We start from the raw sequence: 19019 nt of genomic DNA, 5'->3' as shown, positions 1-19019 counted from the left end.
GGAGTAAACTATGGCAAAAGAACAACGAACTATTTTTATTATTTTTGGCGGTTCTGGTGATTTAGCCCACCGCAAATTATATCCAGCTTTATTTAAGTTATATGTTAAAGGTTATCTACAAGACCACTTTGCTGTAATTGGCACGGCAAGAAGGCCATGGAGTCATGAATATTTTCGACAAACAGTAATGGAATCTATTGGGGCAGATATTGGTGATCAGGAAAAAATTTCTAGTTTTGCCCAGCATTTTTATTATCAGGCTCATGATGTTAATGATGCTAATCATTATGTTGCCTTAAAAAAGCTAGCTGCCCAGTTAAGCCAGCAATATCAAACAGGTGCTAATCAAATCTTTTACATGGCAGTAGCTCCTCGCTTTTTTGGGACAGTGGCCAGTCACATTAATTCTGAGGGTCTCTTAACAGCTCAAGGATATAATCGGTTAGTGATTGAAAAACCATTTGGCCGCGACTTAAAGAGTGCTACAGAGTTAAATAGCAGTATTGCTGCGACCTTTCAGGAGAATCAAATTTATCGTATTGATCATTATTTGGGCAAGGAAATGGTTCAAGCTTTACCGCTTTTACGTTTTACGAATCCGATTTTAGAAGCTGTCTGGAATAAAAATTATCTTAGTAACGTCCAAATTACACTTGCAGAAACTTTAGGTGTGGGTGAACGGGCCGGATATTATGAAACCGCGGGTGCTTTAAGGGATATGATTCAAAATCATGCCCTGCAAATTTTGGGTTTAGTAGCAATGGAAAAGCCCCAGGAATTTTCTTCAGCTGCAGTTCATCAAGAAAAAAGCCGCTTATTTGCCCAATTACCGACTTATTCTCCTGAACAAGTAGCAGTAAATTTTGTTCGTGGCCAATATGGTGCTGATCATAAGGGGAACCAATTAGCATATCGTCAAGCTGACAATGTAGCAGATGATTCCCCGATTGAAACATTTGTAGCTGGGAAAATTTTAATAGATAATCCGCGGTGGCAAGGGGTGCCTTTTTATGTTCGCAGTGGTAAACGCCTTTGCCAAAAAACGACAAGGATTGATTTAGTTTTTAAAACTACAGCTAATAAAATATTTTCACAAGCGCAATTACAAGAAGTCGCTACTCAGCCAGTAATTTTAAGTATTTTTGTTGAGCCGACGCAAGGCTTGAGTTTGGCACTCAATGGAACTAATCCGGGCATGGCTTTACGGCCGTTTATGCATACACTAGACTTTTGGCAGTCGCAAGAAGAAATGTCTAATTCCCAAGAAGCTTATGAAAAATTATTAATTGATATTATTCATGGCGATCAAACTAACTTTACTAATTGGCAAGAGCAAGAACATACTTGGCGTTTTATTGATCAAATTCGTCAATATTGGGATCAAAACGTACCCCAATTTCCTAATTATTATAGTAATAGTTTTGGTCCTAAAGCCAGCAACGAACTATTAGCTCGCGATGGCAATGAATGGGTCTGGAGTAATGAGTTTGGCCAATGAGTTTTTTAGATTTACCACAAATTATTCACGATGACCGCCATATAATTCACGTTGATATGGATGCTTTTTATGCTTCAGTAGAAGAGCAGCAGCATCCTCATTATCGTCACAAAGCTTTAGTGATTGCGCCTGATCCGCGTCAGCATAATGGTCATGGAGTGATTACTACTGCTAATTATAAGGCGCGCCAATATGGTATCGGTTCGGCAATGCCTGCTATTAAAGCTGTAGAAAAAATCCCCGCGGCTCAATTACAATTTACACCGCCAAATTTTCCCTTATATCGTCAAATTTCATCCCAAATTCATCAAATTTTTAACCAGGTTACTGATATTTGGGAGCCTGTGGCCTTAGATGAGGCCTATTTAGATGTTACACATAATAAACTTGCACTAGATGATGAAATTCGCTTGGCTTTAATTATTCAACGTACAATTAAGCGTCAACTGCGGTTGACTTGTTCTGTTGGAGTTTCGTACAATAAGTTTTTAGCTAAAATGGCTTCTGATTATGCTAAGCCTTTTGGTCGAACGGTTATCACCAGTAGGCAAGCACAAAATTTTTTGGCTCAAATGCCAATTAGTAAATTTCATGGTGTGGGCAAAGCTTTACAGCAAAAGTTAAATCAACTAGGGTTGCACACCGGTCAGGATTTACAATCAGTATCAGTCGACTTTTTAACTAAAAAATTTGGCAAAACAGGCTTTTTGTTATATCAACGAGCACATGGAATTGATAATCAGCCTGTCAAAGCCCATCGTCAAAATAAGTCTATTGGTCGCGAGCAGACTTTTAATCGGCCCATTTTCAACGACCAATTAACACAACAGATATTTCAGCAGATGTCCCAGCAAGTAGCTCAAACCTTACAGCAAAAGCGTCTTGTGGGGCAGACAGTAGTTATTAAAGTACGAACTGTGGAATTTGTTACCTATACGCGGCGAAGGACTTTAGAACATTTTACAAACAATGCAGAACTAATTTTTCAAGTTAGTCAGCAATTATTTGAAGAATTAGCTTTGCAGACTCAGCCTTTGCGTTTATTGGGGGTAACTATGACGAATCTGAGTGAACAAAATTTTGAAGAGATAGAATTATTTTAGGAGGACCAGTATGAATACTTTTGGAGAAATTATTGATAAAATCTCTGCTGCACCAAAAATTATTATCCATCGACACGTACATCCAGATCCTGATGCTTTAGGCTCACAGCTAGGTCTAGCTGCCAGTATTCGCGCCGCTTATCCGGACAAAACTGTCTTATTGGCAGGTGAAGGAGTAGGCGATTTAGCATGGATTAGTACAATGGATCAGGTGACTGATAGTGATTATCAGGGAGCTTTAGTAATTGTCGTTGATACGGCTGATCGGCCTCGCATTAGTGATCAGCGTTATAATCAAGGAGCTAGTCTAATTAAAATTGATCATCATCCCAATATAGATCCTTATGGTGATTTGTTATACGTTGATACCAGTGCTTCTAGTTGTTCTGAAATTATTGGCAACTTAATTAATGCTGCTGGAACCAAATTACACATGACTGATCAGGCAGCAGCTAGTTTATATACAGGAATTGTAGGTGATACAGGCCGCTTTTTGTATCCTAGTACTACAGTCCACACTTTAAATTTGGCAGCGCAGTTAATTAGCCACAATTTTGATCCTAATGCGATTAATTTAAAAATGGGCGAGGTTACATTAAATCAAGCTCGCTTACAGGGTTACGTCTATGATCATCTTCAAGTAGATATTAGTGGAGCTGCTAAATTGATAGTACCCCAGTCTTTATTGCAATCTTTAGATTTAAGCGCTGAAGATGCTCACGTTGTGGTTTCTACTCCAGGACGGCTTAAGGGCGTGCATAGCTGGGTAATGGGCGTTGAACAAAGTGATGGCAGCTATCGCATTCATTTACGTTCTCAAGGACCAGAAATTAATGAATTAGCAGCTGCTCATCATGGCGGCGGACATCCCTTAGCAAGTGGAGCTAAGGCCCAAGATGAAGCAGAAGTTCAACAAATTTTTACAGAACTAATTGCATTACAACAACAATTTAATGAATGAGGTATTATTATGGCAACATTTGCCGATTATCATTTGGCGGATTTTATGAATCAAGCACTTCAAAAAATTAATTTTCAAAATCCTACTCCGGTCCAAGAACAAGTAATACCGCTAATTAAAGCCGGTAAGGATGTTATTGTTCAAGCACAAACTGGCAGCGGTAAAACCCATGCTTATTTGATACCACTAATTAATCAGCTTACAGCTGATTTAAAAGTTCAGTTGATCATTACGGCTCCTAGTCGTGAATTAGCTTATCAAATTCGTTTAGCTGCCGAAAAGTTGATTGAGACATCTTCAGCTACTATTCATATTGGCTTTTATGTGGGTGGTACTGATAAGTTAAAGCAAGTTCAGCAATTACAGCGTTGGCAACCCCAAATAGTAATTGGAACGCCCGGAAGAATTTTAGATTTAATTAAAACCCATAGTTTACAGGTTCAGACAGTCCAATACCTGGTGATTGATGAAGCAGACATGACTTTAGATATGGGCTTTTTGAATCAAGTCGATCAAATTGCCAGCAGCTTACCTACTAAGTTACAGACAATGGTTTTTTCTGCGACTATCCCTCCGAAGCTTCAACCTTTCTTAAAAAAATATTTGTATCAGCCAGTATTTGAAAAATTGGAAGTACCTACAGTGATTGCTCCCAATATTCAAAATTGGGCATTGTTTACTCGCGGACAAGATCCCAAGGCGGTTTTATATCAAGTCTTAACTTTAGGGCAGCCTTATTTAGCCTTGATATTTGCGAATACAATAAAGGCCGTCGATGAAATTTATGATTATTTAACAGCTCAAGGACTTAAAGTCGCTAAAATTCATGGTGATCTTACGCCGAGAATCCGTAAGCGGACTATGAAAGCTATTGAAAATATGGAATATCAATATGTAGTAGCTTCTGATTTAGCCGCTCGAGGGATTGATATCAAGGGTATTTCTCATGTTATTAATGCTCAAATTCCCACTGAAGATGAATTTTTCATTCATCGAGTGGGTCGAACGGGGCGTAATCAGATGTCTGGCATTGCTATTACCTTATATGGGCCAGATGAAGAAGAAAAAATTGCGCACCTCGAAAATTTGGGTATTCATTTTGCCTATAAGGAAATTAAGAATCACGAGTTAGTGAAAGCTAAACCGCATGATCGCCGACAACAGCGAACTGCCAAACAAACAGCCTTAGATCCGACTTTAAAGGGCTTTGTTAAAAAGGCGCAACGCAAGAAAAAACCTGGATATCGTAAAAAAATTAAGGCGGCTATTCAGGCAGACCAAAAGCAAAAGCGTAAATTACAACAGCGTGCTGAACGCCAACGCTTGCGCAAATTACGTAAGCAACAAGGATAAAAGTTGACTTTTCTGGAATTTATTATTATTATTTTGAATGGATATGTTATTAATTAAATTTCTTCTAGAGAGGGTAAGGTTGGTGCAATTACCTAGAAATTGATTAGTAATGCTGCCAATTTAATAAACAATTGATGTAAAAACTTTAAAAGAGGCAAACGACAAAATCGTTGCAACCAAGGTGGTACCGCGCTCGGGCGTCCTTGAATGGCAACGATTTTGTTTTTATTTGGAGGCAATATTGATGAAAAAAATGTCTAGTGCTGAAGTACGGCAAATGTTTCTTGATTTCTTTAAAACTAAGGGTCATACCATTGAACCCAGTGCATCTTTAATTCCTAAAAATGACCCATCTTTACTCTGGATTAATTCGGGGGTAGCAACTTTAAAAAAGTATTTTGACGGTGAAGTTATTCCGAAGAATCCCCGTTTAACTTCTGCTCAAAAAAGTATTCGGACTAATGATATTGAAAATGTTGGCCGGACAGCACGCCATCAAACTTTTTTTGAAATGCTCGGGAATTTTTCAGTAGGTGATTATTTTAAAAAAGACGCAATTGCTTGGGCTTGGGAGTTATTAACTAGTCCAGAGTGGTTTGATTTTGATCCTCAAAGACTATATATTACAGTTTACCCTAAGGATAACGATGCCTATGAGTTATGGCAACAACAAGGGGTAGCAGCTAATCATATTTATAAAGACGAGGACAATTTTTGGGATATAGGTGTTGGTCCTAGTGGTCCAGATTCGGAAATTTTTTACGATCGCGGTCAAGAAAATAATGATGTCGCTGAAAATGATCCCGAAAATTATCCCGGAGGGGAAAATTCCCGCTATCTAGAAATTTGGAATATTGTTTTTTCTCAGTTTAATCACTTGCCTGATGGACGCTTTGTTGACCAGCCCCATAAAAATATTGATACAGGAATGGGCTTAGAACGGATTGTTTCGGTTATTCAAGATGCTCCAACAAATTTTGAAACTGATTTGTTCATGCCAATTATTCAGGCTACAGAAAAATTAAGTGCACAAAAACACTACGCGCAAAATTCTGAAGATGATGTGGCCTTTAAAATCATTGCTGACCATGCGCGCGCTGTAACCTTTGCGATTGGTGATGGGGCAATTCCTTCTAATGAAGGGCGTGGCTATGTTCTCCGTCGGCTTATTCGCCGGGCAGCCTTAAATGGCCAAAAATTGGGAATCAAGCAGGCCTTCTTATATCAATTAGTGCCAGTAGTTGGCAAAATCATGCAAAGTTATTATCCCGAAATTCTTCAACAGCAAGACTTTATTCAAAAAGTCATTCACTCAGAAGAAGATCGCTTCGCCAATACTTTAAGTGAAGGTTTGGATTTATTAAATAATGAAATTAATTCGGTTAAACAATCTGGAAGTTCAATTTTAAGCGGCCAAGCCGCCTTTCGCCTATTTGATACCTATGGCTTTCCTTATGAATTGACAGTTGAATATGCTCAAGAGCAAGGTTTGAGTGTGGATAAAGATGGTTTTTCTGCAGAGATGGAAAAGCAAAAAGAACGGGCTCGCCAAGCGCGCGGTCATCAACAGTCAATGGGTTCTCAAGACAAATTATTAATGTCAATTAAAACTGCCAGTCAGTTTATTGGCTATAATAATTACAGCAGTGATCACTGCACTTTGAAAAATATTATCACCAACGACCAAGCAGTAAATCAAGTAACACAAGGTACAGCACAGTTAATCTTTGATCAAACTCCTTTTTATGCGGAAATGGGTGGTCAAGTAGCTGATGTCGGTGTGATTAAAAATGCTAATGGAGAAATTGTTGCCCAAGTAGAAGATGTGCAGCATGCACCTAATGGCCAAAATTTACACTTTGTTCAAGTACAAGCACCTTTAAAGGTTAATGAACAGTATCGCTTAGAAATTGATGTAGCATTTCGGCAAAAAGTGCGCCGTAACCATACTGCTACACACTTATTGGATCAAGCTCTCCGCAATGTCTTAGGGTCTCATACACATCAAGCAGGATCCTTAGTGGAGCCGGATTATCTTCGTTTTGACTTTACAAGTTTGGAAAAAGTATCTTCACAGCAATTAGCTCAAATTGAACAAATTGTCAATGAACAAATTTGGAAAGAAATTCCAGTACAAACCATTGAAACTGATTTAGATTCCGCTAAAAAAATGGGGGCGATTGCGCTATTTGATGATAAATATGGTGATCAAGTCCGCGTTGTCAAGATTGGTGATTTTTCTTTGGAACTTTGTGGTGGTACTCATGTTGCTAACACAGCTGAAATTGGTCTATTTAAGATTACTTCTGAAGCCTCAACAGGAGCCGGGGTTCGTCGGATTACCGCGGTTACTAGCCAAGAAGCTTGGCAGTATTTAGATAATCAATTACAAAATCTCACCCAGATTCAAACCCAATTAAAAGTTCCGCAAACTAAAGACTTACCAGCAAAAGTTGACCAATTACTTGCAGATTTAAAGTCAACTCAACATCAATTAGAGAATTTGCAAACTAAATTAGTGCAACAACAAGCTAATAGTATTTTAGACCAAGTTAAACAAGTAGGATCCTGGCGGCTAATTGCTGAAATTGCACCTGTAAATAATATGAAAGAATTACGTCAAATTGCTGATGACTGGAAAAATAAGCAAAATTCCGATATTCTAGTTTTAGGTGCCAAAAATGGCGATAAAGCTAATTTATTAGTAGCACTCAATCAATCCGCTTTAGATCAAGGCTTAAGTGCTGGCGAGTTAATTAAGCAAATTGCGCCTAAAATTAACGGCGGCGGCGGCGGCCGCGCTCAAATGGCGCAAGCTGGCGGTAAGAATCCTGCAGGTTTGCAATCCGCTTTACAATTAGCTGAGCAGTTATTAGCTAAGTAAGCAAAATTCACAAATGAATTAAGCAAGTCACAATCGCTATTTTACCGGTAATGAATACGACAATAAAAAATAATATTTGTGATTATTTTGTTTTTTGAGTATGATAGGGAATATAAAAGGGGTGGAAGCTTGTGAGTTCATTAGATAATACAATGAGTTTTGATTTTAACGAAAGTCGGCGTCAAGATGTACGGGCAACTTTAAAAAAGGTATATCAGGCCTTGGAAGATAAGGGATATAATCCTATTAACCAAATCGTAGGTTATTTACTTTCAGGGGATCCTGCTTATATTCCACGTTATAACGATGCACGTAATTTGATTTTAAAACATGAGCGTGACGAGATTATTGAAGAACTGGTCCGCTTTTACTTGGAACATGATCATGATGGAGCAAAATAAGTGAGAATAATGGGATTAGATGTTGGCTCCAAAACTGTTGGAGTCGCTGTGAGTGATTTACTCGGCTGGACAGCCCAAGGAGTCGAAATTATTCGAATTGATGAGACAAAACAAGAATATGGCTTGGAGCGCTTAGCACAATTGGTAGCTAAATATCAAGTGGAAAAGTTTGTCGTTGGCTTTCCTAAAAATATGAATAATACGGTTGGCGAACGTGCTGAAAAATCTCAAGCTTATGGACAAATGCTGGAAGAAAAGTTTCATTTACCAGTAGATTATATTGACGAACGTTTAACTACTGTCCAGGCATCACGCATGTTAATTGAAGAAGGAGATGCTTCCCGCCATCGGCGACATCAAGTGATTGACAAATTAGCAGCAGTAATGATTTTACAAAATTACTTGGATCGTTTGTCTTATCAAAAAACGCAAGGACAGGATTAGAAAGGACTAACTATGACACAGCAAATGGAAAATGATGATCGAGAGATTATTTTAAGTGATGATCAAGGTCATCAAGAAGCTTATCGGATTTTGTTTACCTTTGATTCTCAAGATTATGGCAAGTCCTATGTTTTGATGTACCGTGCCGCAGCTGAGGAAGAAGACGAAATTGAGATTCAGGCTTTTAGTTATACTCCAGATGAAAGCGGCGATGTTACATCTGGTGATTTGACACCAATTGAAGACGATGCAGAATGGGAAATGGTTCAAGAAGTGTTGAATACTTTTTCGGCTACTGATCAGCCAGACGAACAATAAAATACGAATATTAGGGTGTATGGTATGGTAAGTGGATTGATTATTCTCATTCTAGCCTATGGAGTTTACGTTGGTGTTAGAAGAGGACTAGTAATGCAAATGGTTTATACAACGGGCTATGCTATTAGTTTGGCCATAGCCATTATGAACTGTCGATGGCTAGGATCCAAGCTAGATTTGTTGGTTCCATATCCTTCAGCTTCGCCACGCAGTTATTTTGCTTTTTTTAGTACAAAAGTTAGTTTGAGTTTAGATCAAGCATTTTATTGCGGTGTGGCTTTTGTTTTTATTTTGTTTGTCGGCTGGATGATAACGCGCATCATTGGAGCTTATTTACATGATTTAACTTTTTATCCTCTTCCTGCAGATCTTAATCATGTTAGTGGGGCATTATTGGCTTTTATCTGTAATTATGCAGCTATTTTTTTCGTATTATATGTCCTGGCTTTAATTCCAATTTCGGGACTGCAAAAGTCACTGAACAATTCCTTGATTGCATCTACTATGATTAGATACTCTATTTTTTTAACACGTCCATTTACGCAATTACTGTTGGCTATCCCCTAATAGTATGGATAATAAGCAAGTATGTGAAAAAGGCTGGCAATTCTATTTTTTGCGCAGCCTTTTTCGTATATTATTTATTTTTATAAGGAAAATTCATGAACAGACGAATATTACAAACATTAGAATATGAAAAGATTAAGCAGGCCTTAAGCCAATATTTAATTACTGCTCAAGGTCAAAGGCAGTTACAGCATCTTCATCCAAGTAGTCAGTTCCCACAAGTTCAAAAATGGTTAGATGAAACTAAAGACGGCTGTGATATTTTACGTCTTAATCAGGAGATACCAATTCAAGCTACCAAAAACATTGAGCAAGAATTGAAACGCTTAAAAATTGCCGCAACTTTGAATGGCAGCGAGCTTTTTCATGTAAGTCAAATTTTACAAACTACGCAAGATGTAAGAGACTTTTTTAGTGATTTGAGAACTGACGGTCAAGATTTGCGCAGATTATATGAACTAGCTGATCAGTTAGTTAGTTTGCCGCAACTCAGCCAAAGACTTAGTAAATCTGTCGATCATACTGGGAAAATCTTAGATGGTGCATCTCCAGCTCTCAAACAAATCCGCAAAACTCTACAAACGGCTCAACAGCGTGTTCGCGATCGCATGGAGCAATACTTGCGCAGCTCAAGTAGTAAATATCTTAGTGAACCTATTATTACCGTTCGTGAAGGTCATTTAGTATTGCCTGTGAAACAAGCTGCCCGCAATCATTTTGGAGGTGTAGTCTACGACCAAAGTGCTAGTGGACAAACCGTTTATGTCGAGCCACAAAGTGTTATTGCTTTAAATAATGTTGTTCAAGAGCAACAAGTAGCTGAAAAACAAGAATTACAACGGATTTTGCAGGAATTAAGTGATTTATTACGTCCTTATCAAAATGAATTACGCCAAAATGCTTGGCTTATTGGGCAGTTGGATTTAATTCAGGCTAAAGCTCACTATGCAAAGCAAATACAAGCTACTGAACCTCATTTAAGTACGGACAATCAGTTAAATTTAAAGTCAGCCCGTCATCCCTTAATTGATCCACAACAAGTAGTCCCTAACTCAATTGAATTAGGAAAGTCGTATCGTAATTTAATTATTACCGGTCCAAATACTGGTGGGAAGACGATTGCTTTAAAAACTGTTGGCTTACTGGAATTAATGGCGCAGTCGGGGTTATTTATTCCGGCTGCTGAAGATAGTCAAGTAGCGATTTTCCAGGATGTTTTTGCTGATATTGGTGATGAACAATCAATTGAACAAAACCTTAGTACTTTTTCTTCACACATGGATAATATTATCAATATTCTTCAACATGCCAATCAGTATAGCCTGATTTTATTAGATGAATTAGGCGCTGGGACCGATCCTCAAGAAGGAGCGGCCTTAGCTATATCCTTAATTGAAGCCTTTAATCAAGCGGGCAGCGATTTAATGGTGACCACACATTATCCTGAATTAAAAGTTTTTGCTTACAATTATGAGCAAACCATCAATGCTTCCATGGAATTTGATCAAGAAACACTCCAGCCTACCTATCGGCTTTTAGTTGGAATACCCGGAAGTAGTAATGCCTTTGATATTGCGCAACGTTTGGGAATGCAAGCAAGTATTGTGCAGCGGGCGCGTCAATTGCAAAGCGGAGCTAGCCAAGATTTGAATGCGATGATTCAAGATTTGGAGCGTCAACGTAAAAATTATGAAAATTCCGCTCATCAATATCACCAGCAGTTACAAACTCTTCAACAACAGCAAGCAGAACTTACTGCGCAACAACAGCAATTGCAACAACAACAAGATCAACTTCTCGATCAAGCCCAGGCTAAAGCTAATCAGTTGCTAGAGCGTACGCAACAGCAAGCAGAAAAGATTATTGCTCATTTGCGTGATTTACAACAGCAAGGTGCTCAAGCAGTCAAAGATGACCAGCTTATCAGGGCCCAGACTCAATTAAAGCATTTACATCAAAATCGTCATTTAACAACTAATAAGGTTTTGCAGCGTGAAAAACGAAAGCAGGCTATTAAAGTTGGGGATGATGTCCATGTAGATTCTTATGATCAAGATGGTGTAGTAATTGGTCAAGATAAAAAGGGTAATTTTGAAGTGCAATTGGGTATTTTAAAAATGCGTTTGCCTAAAGAACAATTAACCAAGATTAACGCTCAGCCTCAAGTTCAACAGCAAACGATCTCTCAGCGTCGCGCCCATAGTGCTTTGCCACTCCAGTTAGACTTACGAGGTAAACGTTATGAAGAAGCTATGACAGATTTGGACCAATATATTGACGCAGCCTTGTTAGCTAATTATAATCAAGTTACGATTGTTCATGGTTTTGGAACGGGAGTAATTCGTAAAGGTGTACAGAAATATCTGCAAAATAATCCGCGCATAAAAAAATTCAATTATGCCCCAGCCAATGCTGGGGGTCAGGGTGCCACGATTGTTATTTTAGGTTAAGAGCAAAAAATTTTGTAAATAAGATTCACCTTGCTAAAATGAGGTAGAATAAGAGGAGATGATATTGATGGTTGAAGAAGTTACCGATCAAACTTTTCAAGATGAAACCAGTCAAGGCTTAGTGTTAACAGATTTTTGGGCAACTTGGTGTGGTCCTTGTCGGATGCAGTCCCCCGTGATTGAAAAATTATCGGGAATGTATGATGATGTTAAATTTACCAAGATGGATGTCGATGCTAATCCTAAGACACCAAATGAATTTGGTATTCAGGCAATTCCTACTTTGCTTTTAAAGAAAGACGGCCAAGTAGTAGAAACTATGGTCGGTTATCATAGTGAAGCACAATTAAAACAAATTATTGAAAAGCACTCTTAAAGTGACTATTTAATAAGTAATTAGTAACAAAGGGTTGGGACGAGGGTCTCAACCTATTTTTGTTGAGATATTTCAAGACTAGATAAGATAAATTTGAACGGCGATAAATAGTTGTCTCCATTGGTTTTTTTGCTATAATGAAGCTGATTGCTGTCAAATTTTTTAAATTTAATTTCGAAAATATGTCGAAGTGTTATACTATATTGGTGTCAGTAGGAGGAATAAAGACTATTGAAAGAATTTTTTAATCACCATACAGCAGTAAAATTTATTGGTAGAACAATTTTTTATTTTTTAATCATTATGGCTTTAGTTTATTTATATAGTTATGCTGGCATTAATAACAGTGGCTTTATTTATAATGAATTTTAGGAGGAACTTTTACCGTGAGTTATCAAATAACTAATATTTTGACGGCAATTGATCAAGTTGCTCAAGACAATTTAGATGATTGCTATCAAGATGAACAGGGTTCTCACACTTATCAAGATTTATATCAACAAACTAACTGTTTAGCTGCTTATTTGCAGTCCTTGGCGCTGCCTCAAGAAGCTCCAGTGATCGTGTATGGCGATCAAAGCTTTTTAATGGTAGTGACTATGCTTGCAGCAGTTAAGGCTGGTCATGCCTATATCCCTGTCGATGCCCATTCACCTAAAGAACGTTTAATTCAAATTAATGAAATTGCGCATCCCGCAGCAATATTAGGCACTCTTGAGCTGCCTGTTCAGTTGGATACATTGACTGTAACACCTGACCAAATTCAAGCACATCTGAATTATCAGGCAACGCCTTTAGATCGTACTCAAAGTGTTGCAGGCGATCAGAATTTTTATATTATCTTTACTTCGGGAACGACTGGTGTACCTAAGGGAGTTCAAATTAGTCATAATAACTTATTAAGCTACGTTAACTGGACAGTCAATGACTTTAATCTGCATGCTAAAATTCGCTGTTTATCTCAGCCACCTTATTCTTTCGACTTGTCAGTGATGGATCTTTATCCAACCTTAGTCTTAGGGGGAAAGTTATTAGCTATTTCTCATGCTACTACCGAAAACTTTGGCCAGCTCTTTAAAGTGTTGCCGACCTTAGACTTAGAGGAGTGGGTATCTACTCCTTCATTTGCCGAGTTATGCTTATTAGATAAGAACTTTAAACAAGAAAATTATCCACACTTGCATCACTTTTTGTTCTGCGGTGAAGAACTAACACGTAGTACCGCTAAGGCTTTATTGCAGCGGTTCCCGCAAGCTCAAGTATTCAACACTTATGGGCCGACAGAGGCTTGTGTAGCGGTAACAGCTATCGAGATTACTCCCCAAGTAATTGAGCAAAATCAACGTTTGCCAATTGGCTTTGCTAAGCCAGATACGACGATTACAGCAGTTGATGATGCCGGTAATGATAGTTTTGAAGGCGAATTAATTATCAGTGGTCCTAGTGTTTCTAAAGGTTACTTGAATAATCCGGAAAAAACAGCCGCAGCTTTCTTTACTAAAGAAGGGCAACGGGCTTATCGTTCAGGTGACTTGGGCGCCATTAAAGCTGATGGCTCCATTTATTACCGGGGAAGAACCGATTTTCAAATTAAACTTCACGGCTATCGTATTGAACTGGAAGACATAGATCAAAATCTTTCGGCTCTGCCTATGATTGATCAAGCAATTACGGTACCACGCTATGGGGCTAATCATAAGGTGAATCAGATTATTGCCTTTGTGGTTTTGAATCAAGAATTAGAAAATCCTAGCACTACTATTAAGGAACAATTAGCGCAAAATGTGATGGAATATATGATTCCTCAGCGTATTGAAGTACGTCAGCAACTGCCAAAAACTGCCAATGGCAAAATTGACCGGAAGACGTTAATGGCTGAGGTAAATAACCATGATTAATTTGCAGCCGTATCAAAATCCCCAATACTTCATTTTGTTATTGGTAGCTTTGCTGCCGCTAATGATTGGTTTGTATCATGGTCACCGTTGGCGTATTTATGAAAGCTTAGTTTCATTACTATTTTTATTTTTTATTTTTGATGCTGAAAAAACTGGCCAGGGTATTGCTTTAATAGCTTATACGCTAATTCAAACTTTAATTGTTAAGGGTTATTTAAGTTACCGTACAAACAAAAAATTTCATAACAAGTTTTGGGTTTTTGCAGGTGCTATTATCCTATCCATTTTGCAGTTGGTAATAGTTAAATTAACGCCATTATTTGCCAATGGTCGAGATTCAATTGTGGCCTTTTTGGGAATTAGTTATTTGACCTTTAAGACTGTTGGTATGCTGATGGAAATTCGGGATGGTGCTATTAAGGAATTTGACCTGTGGAAATTTCTGCACTTCTTATTATTTTTCCCGACTATTTCTTCTGGACCAATTGATCGCTATCGGCGCTTTATCAAAGATTATGATAAAGTACCTAGCCAAGAGAAATATGTAGAGTTAATTGGCAAGGGTCTGCATAATATTTTCTTAGGTTTCTTGTATAAGTTTTTACTAGGTTATTTATTTGGTACCCTATGGCTGCCTGGTTTAGAGCAAGCAGTATTAACACATAAAAGTACTGTACCCTGGGGTTTATCAATTTATTTAGTAGCTTATATGTATTGTTATAGTATGTACTTGTTTTTTGATTTTGCTGGTTATAGTTTATTTGCAGTTGGGATTAGTTATTTAATGGGAATTGAAACTCCCGTTAACTTTAATAAGCCCTTTGCTGCTCATAACTTGAAAGAATTCTGGAATCGTTGGCATATGACCTTATCATTCTGGTTCCGGGATTATATCTATATGCGTTTTGTCTTTTGGGCTATGAAAAATAAATTGCTCAAAAGCCGGATTGCCATGGCTAACATTGGTTACTTATTGTTATTCTTAACTATGGGTATTTGGCACGGGGAAACGTGGTATTATATTGTTTATGGACTGTTCCACGCAACAGTATTAATTTTAACGGATGCCTGGTTAAGGTTTAAAAAGAAACATCGCCAACACATTCCGTCAAATTGGTTTACTAAGTATTTTTCGATTTTTATGACCTTTAATACTGTTTGCTTTAGTTTTTTGATTTTTTCTGGTATTTTAGATAAACTATGGTTCAAATAAGAGGAGGATTTTTGCAATGGACGTAAAAGCAACAGTTTTAGATATTTTGGCAGATTTAACTGGTAGTGATGAAGTAAAGGAAAATTTGGATGAATCTTTATTTGATAGTGGTCTCTTAGATTCAATGGCCACAGTGCAATTACTATTAGAGTTGCAGCAACAATTAGGTATTGATGTACCAGTTTCGGAATTTGACCGTCAAGAATGGGAAACACCTAATAAAATTATCGCAAAGGTTGAAAGTTTAGAAAATGAATAATCTAAAAAAGCTGGGCAAAATTATCGCACCGATGATTTTGGCCGCTGTTTTGGCAATTGCATTATTATATGGGCCTTGGCATTTTCCGGCATCTTCTCAAACAGTTAAAAAGGCTTCGACATCTTTGACAGCCAATGTCTTACGAGGAGATCAAATTAAAGATAAGGCCTTAGATGACGGCTATTTAATGATGATGGGATCTTCAGAATTGTCACGTTTTGATTCTTTTCATCCCTCGGTACTTTCACAAAAATATCATCGTGGTTATAAACCGTTTTTGTTAGGCTCACCCGGAACGCAGTCGCTTACTCATTTTTTTTCAACTGAAGCTATGGGTAAGCATCTGGATAATAAAAGGGTAGTTGTTTTTATTTCACCACAATGGTTTGTAAAAGAAGGTGTTGACCCTAGAATGTTTGGCAGTTATTATTCCAAACAACAGGCAACTTACTTCATTAACCATGCTAATCCGAATTCTTTAGCTGATCGCTATGCAGCTCGGCGGCTATTAGCAATGCCCTCTGGAAAATCTGACACTGATATTGAAAACTCTTTAAAAGCTATTGCTGACAAGCGTGCTATTAGCGGTTGGGATAAGTTTACTGTTGGTAAGTTGGGTAGTGTTAATTTACGCCATCAAGACCAAATTTTTACGCGCTTGTTTATCGATAATCGCGAGCAATTAATTGATAATCGTACCCGGGTATTACCGGATCATTATGATTATCAGCGTTTAGATCAGCTAGCCTTTGATTTGGGTAAGGAACATACAACTAATAATGAATTTGGTATTGAAAATAAATTTTATCAGCGTAAATTAAAGCGCTATGTTAAAGGTTTGAAAAATAGTCAAACTCATTTTACGTATGAATATGGACCTGAATTTTCAGATTTTCAGTTACTGTTAAATCAATTTCAACGCCACCATGTCACTCCTTTATTCGTGATAACACCTGTTAATGGGGCTTGGATGGATTATACTGGATTACATCAAAGCATGTTAGATCGTTTTGATCGCAAAATTAAATATCAACTGCAATCACAAGGATTTAATAATATCGTTGATTTACATCGTGATGGGCGGATTCCTTTTTTTATGCAAGATACTATTCACATCGGTTGGCGCGGATGGTTAAGGGTCGACCGGCATATCCATCACTTTGTCCAACAGCCACTCAAGCAGCCTAATTACCAAATGAATGATTATTTCTACACCAAAAAATGGCAAAAGCGTAATCCACAAACTTTGCCGTAACATCTTTCAAGAGTGTATAATGATCATAGACTACTTGGCCATGTCGGCGTTTTTTAGGAATGTTTGATTTATTAGCTTATTAAAAGACTGAGGCCGCGTTTGAGCGCGGCCTTTTTTAATGATAAAAAAGAGGTGCAGTAGATGGATAATCGGCCTATTGGGCTCTTAGATTCAGGAGTGGGCGGCTTAACAGTAGTTAAGGAAGTGTTACGTCAATTACCCAATGAAAGTACAGTCTTTATTGGAGACCAAGCTCGTTTGCCTTATGGCACACGCCAGCCAGAACAAATTGTCCGATTTACTAGGCAATTGGTTCATTTTTTACAAGCTCAGAATGTTAAAATGATTGTTATTGCCTGCAATACTGCGACTGCAACTGCTTTGCCCATTTTAAAACAAGAACTAAATATTCCCATTATTGGAGTTATTGATTCTGGCAGTCGGGCAGCCGTTCAAGTAAATAAAAATCAAAAAATAGCTGTGATTGCTACTCCAGCTACTATTAAGGCCCATGCTTATCAACAAGCACTATTAAAATTGGCACCTACAGCACAGATTAAGGGTTTGGCAACGCCAGAATTTGTCACTATGGTTGAACGCAATCAGTATCAATCATCTTCATCTCAAGAAATCGTCACTCAAATTTTGCAGCCTTTGCGGACTTTTAGTATGGATACCTTAATCTTGGGGTGTACGCATTTTCCTTTATTGGGTCCCTTAATTCAGCAAGCGGTAGGATCCAACGTCCACTTAATAGATGCTGGAGCAGCAGCCGTTCAAGCGGTGCACACCCAGTTACAACAATTAAATTTGGCGGCGGTTCAACCAGAGTTAATCCAACATCAATATTACACAACTGGGGATCCACGCCAATTTGAAGAAATAGCTAATGATTGGCTAGCACCACAGCATATTCATGCACGACATATTGATGTAGAGGAGTTAAAATCCTAGTTATGAATAAATTGTTAATTGCCACTAAAAATAAAAATAAAGCTCGTGAATTTGCACAAGCTTTAAATGATAGGAATATCCAAATTGAAACTTTACTAGATTATCCAGAATTTGCTGATATTGAAGAAACTGGATTAACTTTTTCTGAAAATGCGCACTTAAAAGTTGCTGCAGGTATAAAACAATTACACCTGCCGACCATTGCCGATGATTCTGGGCTAATGGTTGATTATCTACACGGACAGCCAGGAGTACGTTCAGCACGTTTTGCAGGTGATCATAACGATGCTGCTAATAATGCTAAACTCTTAGCCGAATTAGCTGGGGTTCCTCTCAAAAAACGACAAGCTCAGTTTGTAACTACTATTGTGTATCAAAATCCGATAACTAATCAAGAAATTGAAGTAGTGGGAAAGTTGACTGGGCAAATACTAACTGTTCCACGTGGCGACAATGGCTTTGGATATGATCCGTTATTCTATGTACCTAGTTTACAAAAGACATTAGCACAGCTAACCATGGAAGAAAAAAATCGCATTAGCCACCGGGGCCAAGCGATTAGAAAGTTTGTTGCCGAATATCAAAAATTGTGAACTGCTTGTTTCATCATTAAGAATAGGATTTTAAAATGAAAAATTATAATAGTGCATATCATGAAAAACAAATTTATAATAGTAAATTTCCTATTAGAATTATTTTTCATAAAGATAATCCCAAAATGATAGTAACACCTCATTGGCATTATGGAATAGAACTTTTATATGTGGAAAAGGGAGAGCCTGGTATATGTTACATTTTAGGAAAAGAATATAAATTAAAAGAAAATCATCTTTTAATCATTGGACCTAGTACTATACATCGTTTAGAATTGTGTATAACAGATAGTGATAAATTATTGACACTCATTATACCTCCTGAATGGCTATTTTATATCCATGATACTGAACAATTTTTATTGACAGTTGATCCCATTAGTATAAATCTAGATCTAGATTTTACTGATAGTAATTTAATTATCCTAAGAAATAAGTTTCATGAACTGATTAATATATCAAGTAACAATAATATTAGTTGGAAGCAAAAAT

The 19019-nt window shown here is 37.6% G+C and carries 19 protein-coding genes; all 19 read left to right on the top strand.

What is annotated here, in order from left to right:
* Positions 1-10 precede the first annotated feature (10 nt).
* Positions 11-1498, top strand: coding sequence for a glucose-6-phosphate dehydrogenase (gene zwf / locus EQ827_RS04635; protein WP_181189822.1), 1488 nt, complete (start codon positions 11-13; stop codon positions 1496-1498).
* A complete protein-coding gene (dinB, locus tag EQ827_RS04630) occupies positions 1495-2601 on the top strand; it encodes a DNA polymerase IV (RefSeq protein WP_181189821.1) in 1107 nt (368 codons plus the stop codon). The genes zwf and dinB overlap by 4 nt, the downstream gene beginning before the upstream one ends.
* Before the next feature lie 10 nt (positions 2602-2611).
* The gene (locus EQ827_RS04625; RefSeq protein WP_181189820.1) at positions 2612-3562 is read left to right on the top strand and encodes a DHH family phosphoesterase; all 951 of its coding nucleotides are present in this window, start codon (positions 2612-2614) and stop codon (positions 3560-3562) included.
* Between the two features lie 9 nt (positions 3563-3571).
* Positions 3572-4915 (top strand): DEAD/DEAH box helicase, encoded by a 1344-nt coding sequence (locus EQ827_RS04620; protein ID WP_181189819.1) that lies wholly within the window; start codon positions 3572-3574, stop codon positions 4913-4915.
* Positions 4916-5159: 244 nt separating this feature from the next.
* Entirely contained in the window at positions 5160-7799 is a 2640-nt protein-coding gene (gene alaS, locus EQ827_RS04615; protein ID WP_181189818.1) for an alanine--tRNA ligase, read from the top strand.
* Positions 7800-7930: 131 nt separating this feature from the next.
* Positions 7931-8200, top strand: a complete 270-nt coding sequence (locus EQ827_RS04610; protein WP_181189817.1) for an IreB family regulatory phosphoprotein — start codon at positions 7931-7933, stop codon at positions 8198-8200.
* Positions 8201-8644: a Holliday junction resolvase RuvX gene (gene ruvX, locus EQ827_RS04605; RefSeq protein ID WP_181189816.1), complete on the top strand. Its 444-nt coding sequence runs from the start codon at positions 8201-8203 to the stop codon at positions 8642-8644. It abuts the gene before it with no gap.
* A 12-nt stretch (positions 8645-8656) separates the two neighbouring features.
* Positions 8657-8962, top strand: coding sequence for a DUF1292 domain-containing protein (locus EQ827_RS04600; RefSeq protein WP_181189815.1), 306 nt, complete (start codon positions 8657-8659; stop codon positions 8960-8962).
* A 24-nt stretch (positions 8963-8986) separates the two neighbouring features.
* On the top strand, positions 8987-9529 hold the full coding sequence (locus EQ827_RS04595; protein WP_181189814.1) for a CvpA family protein: 543 nt from the start codon (positions 8987-8989) through the stop codon (positions 9527-9529).
* 95 nt (positions 9530-9624) lie between these two features.
* Entirely contained in the window at positions 9625-11979 is a 2355-nt protein-coding gene (locus EQ827_RS04590) for an endonuclease MutS2 (RefSeq protein ID WP_181189813.1), read from the top strand.
* Positions 11980-12046: 67 nt separating this feature from the next.
* Positions 12047-12355 carry a thioredoxin gene (gene trxA, locus EQ827_RS04585; protein WP_181189812.1) on the top strand — a complete coding sequence of 103 codons (309 nt, stop codon included), beginning with the start codon at positions 12047-12049 and terminating at the stop codon, positions 12353-12355.
* A gap of 231 nt (positions 12356-12586) precedes the next feature.
* Positions 12587-12727 (top strand): teichoic acid D-Ala incorporation-associated protein DltX, encoded by a 141-nt coding sequence (locus tag EQ827_RS04580; RefSeq protein WP_181189811.1) that lies wholly within the window; start codon positions 12587-12589, stop codon positions 12725-12727.
* Positions 12728-12741: 14 nt separating this feature from the next.
* Positions 12742-14253 (top strand): D-alanine--poly(phosphoribitol) ligase subunit DltA, encoded by a 1512-nt coding sequence (gene dltA, locus EQ827_RS04575; protein WP_309109339.1) that lies wholly within the window; start codon positions 12742-12744, stop codon positions 14251-14253.
* Complete coding sequence (gene dltB / locus EQ827_RS04570) at positions 14246-15466, top strand: D-alanyl-lipoteichoic acid biosynthesis protein DltB (RefSeq protein WP_181189810.1); 1221 nt, start codon at positions 14246-14248, stop codon at positions 15464-15466. The genes dltA and dltB overlap by 8 nt, the downstream gene beginning before the upstream one ends.
* A gap of 16 nt (positions 15467-15482) precedes the next feature.
* Positions 15483-15725: a D-alanine--poly(phosphoribitol) ligase subunit DltC gene (gene dltC, locus EQ827_RS04565; RefSeq protein WP_181189809.1), complete on the top strand. Its 243-nt coding sequence runs from the start codon at positions 15483-15485 to the stop codon at positions 15723-15725.
* Positions 15718-16980 (top strand): D-alanyl-lipoteichoic acid biosynthesis protein DltD, encoded by a 1263-nt coding sequence (gene dltD, locus EQ827_RS04560; protein WP_181189808.1) that lies wholly within the window; start codon positions 15718-15720, stop codon positions 16978-16980. The genes dltC and dltD overlap by 8 nt, the downstream gene beginning before the upstream one ends.
* A gap of 141 nt (positions 16981-17121) precedes the next feature.
* On the top strand, positions 17122-17934 hold the full coding sequence (gene racE / locus EQ827_RS04555; protein ID WP_181189807.1) for a glutamate racemase: 813 nt from the start codon (positions 17122-17124) through the stop codon (positions 17932-17934).
* 2 nt (positions 17935-17936) lie between these two features.
* Complete coding sequence (locus EQ827_RS04550) at positions 17937-18527, top strand: XTP/dITP diphosphatase (protein ID WP_181189806.1); 591 nt, start codon at positions 17937-17939, stop codon at positions 18525-18527.
* 35 nt (positions 18528-18562) lie between these two features.
* A partial coding sequence (locus tag EQ827_RS04545) for a cupin domain-containing protein (RefSeq protein WP_181189805.1) occupies positions 18563-19019 on the top strand: 457 nt, incomplete at its 3' end.

Source organism: Bombilactobacillus bombi (assembly GCF_013607485.1).
Lineage (GTDB): Bacteria > Bacillota > Bacilli > Lactobacillales > Lactobacillaceae > Bombilactobacillus > Bombilactobacillus bombi_A.
The sequence above is the reverse complement of the archived record's forward strand: the minus strand, read 5'-3'. Positions and strand labels throughout refer to the sequence as shown.

Coding starts and splice junctions, on each gene's coding strand:
- EQ827_RS04595 (WP_181189814.1), top strand. CDS start 8,987: ATGGTAAGTGGATTGATTATTCTCATTCTAGCCTATGGAGTTTACGTT.
- racE (WP_181189807.1), top strand. CDS start 17,122: ATGGATAATCGGCCTATTGGGCTCTTAGATTCAGGAGTGGGCGGCTTA.
- dinB (WP_181189821.1), top strand. CDS start 1,495: ATGAGTTTTTTAGATTTACCACAAATTATTCACGATGACCGCCATATA.
- dltC (WP_181189809.1), top strand. CDS start 15,483: ATGGACGTAAAAGCAACAGTTTTAGATATTTTGGCAGATTTAACTGGT.
- dltB (WP_181189810.1), top strand. CDS start 14,246: ATGATTAATTTGCAGCCGTATCAAAATCCCCAATACTTCATTTTGTTA.
- trxA (WP_181189812.1), top strand. CDS start 12,047: ATGGTTGAAGAAGTTACCGATCAAACTTTTCAAGATGAAACCAGTCAA.
- alaS (WP_181189818.1), top strand. CDS start 5,160: ATGAAAAAAATGTCTAGTGCTGAAGTACGGCAAATGTTTCTTGATTTC.
- EQ827_RS04620 (WP_181189819.1), top strand. CDS start 3,572: ATGGCAACATTTGCCGATTATCATTTGGCGGATTTTATGAATCAAGCA.
- EQ827_RS04600 (WP_181189815.1), top strand. CDS start 8,657: ATGACACAGCAAATGGAAAATGATGATCGAGAGATTATTTTAAGTGAT.
- EQ827_RS04550 (WP_181189806.1), top strand. CDS start 17,937: ATGAATAAATTGTTAATTGCCACTAAAAATAAAAATAAAGCTCGTGAA.
- EQ827_RS04590 (WP_181189813.1), top strand. CDS start 9,625: ATGAACAGACGAATATTACAAACATTAGAATATGAAAAGATTAAGCAG.
- zwf (WP_181189822.1), top strand. CDS start 11: ATGGCAAAAGAACAACGAACTATTTTTATTATTTTTGGCGGTTCTGGT.
- EQ827_RS04625 (WP_181189820.1), top strand. CDS start 2,612: ATGAATACTTTTGGAGAAATTATTGATAAAATCTCTGCTGCACCAAAA.
- dltD (WP_181189808.1), top strand. CDS start 15,718: ATGAATAATCTAAAAAAGCTGGGCAAAATTATCGCACCGATGATTTTG.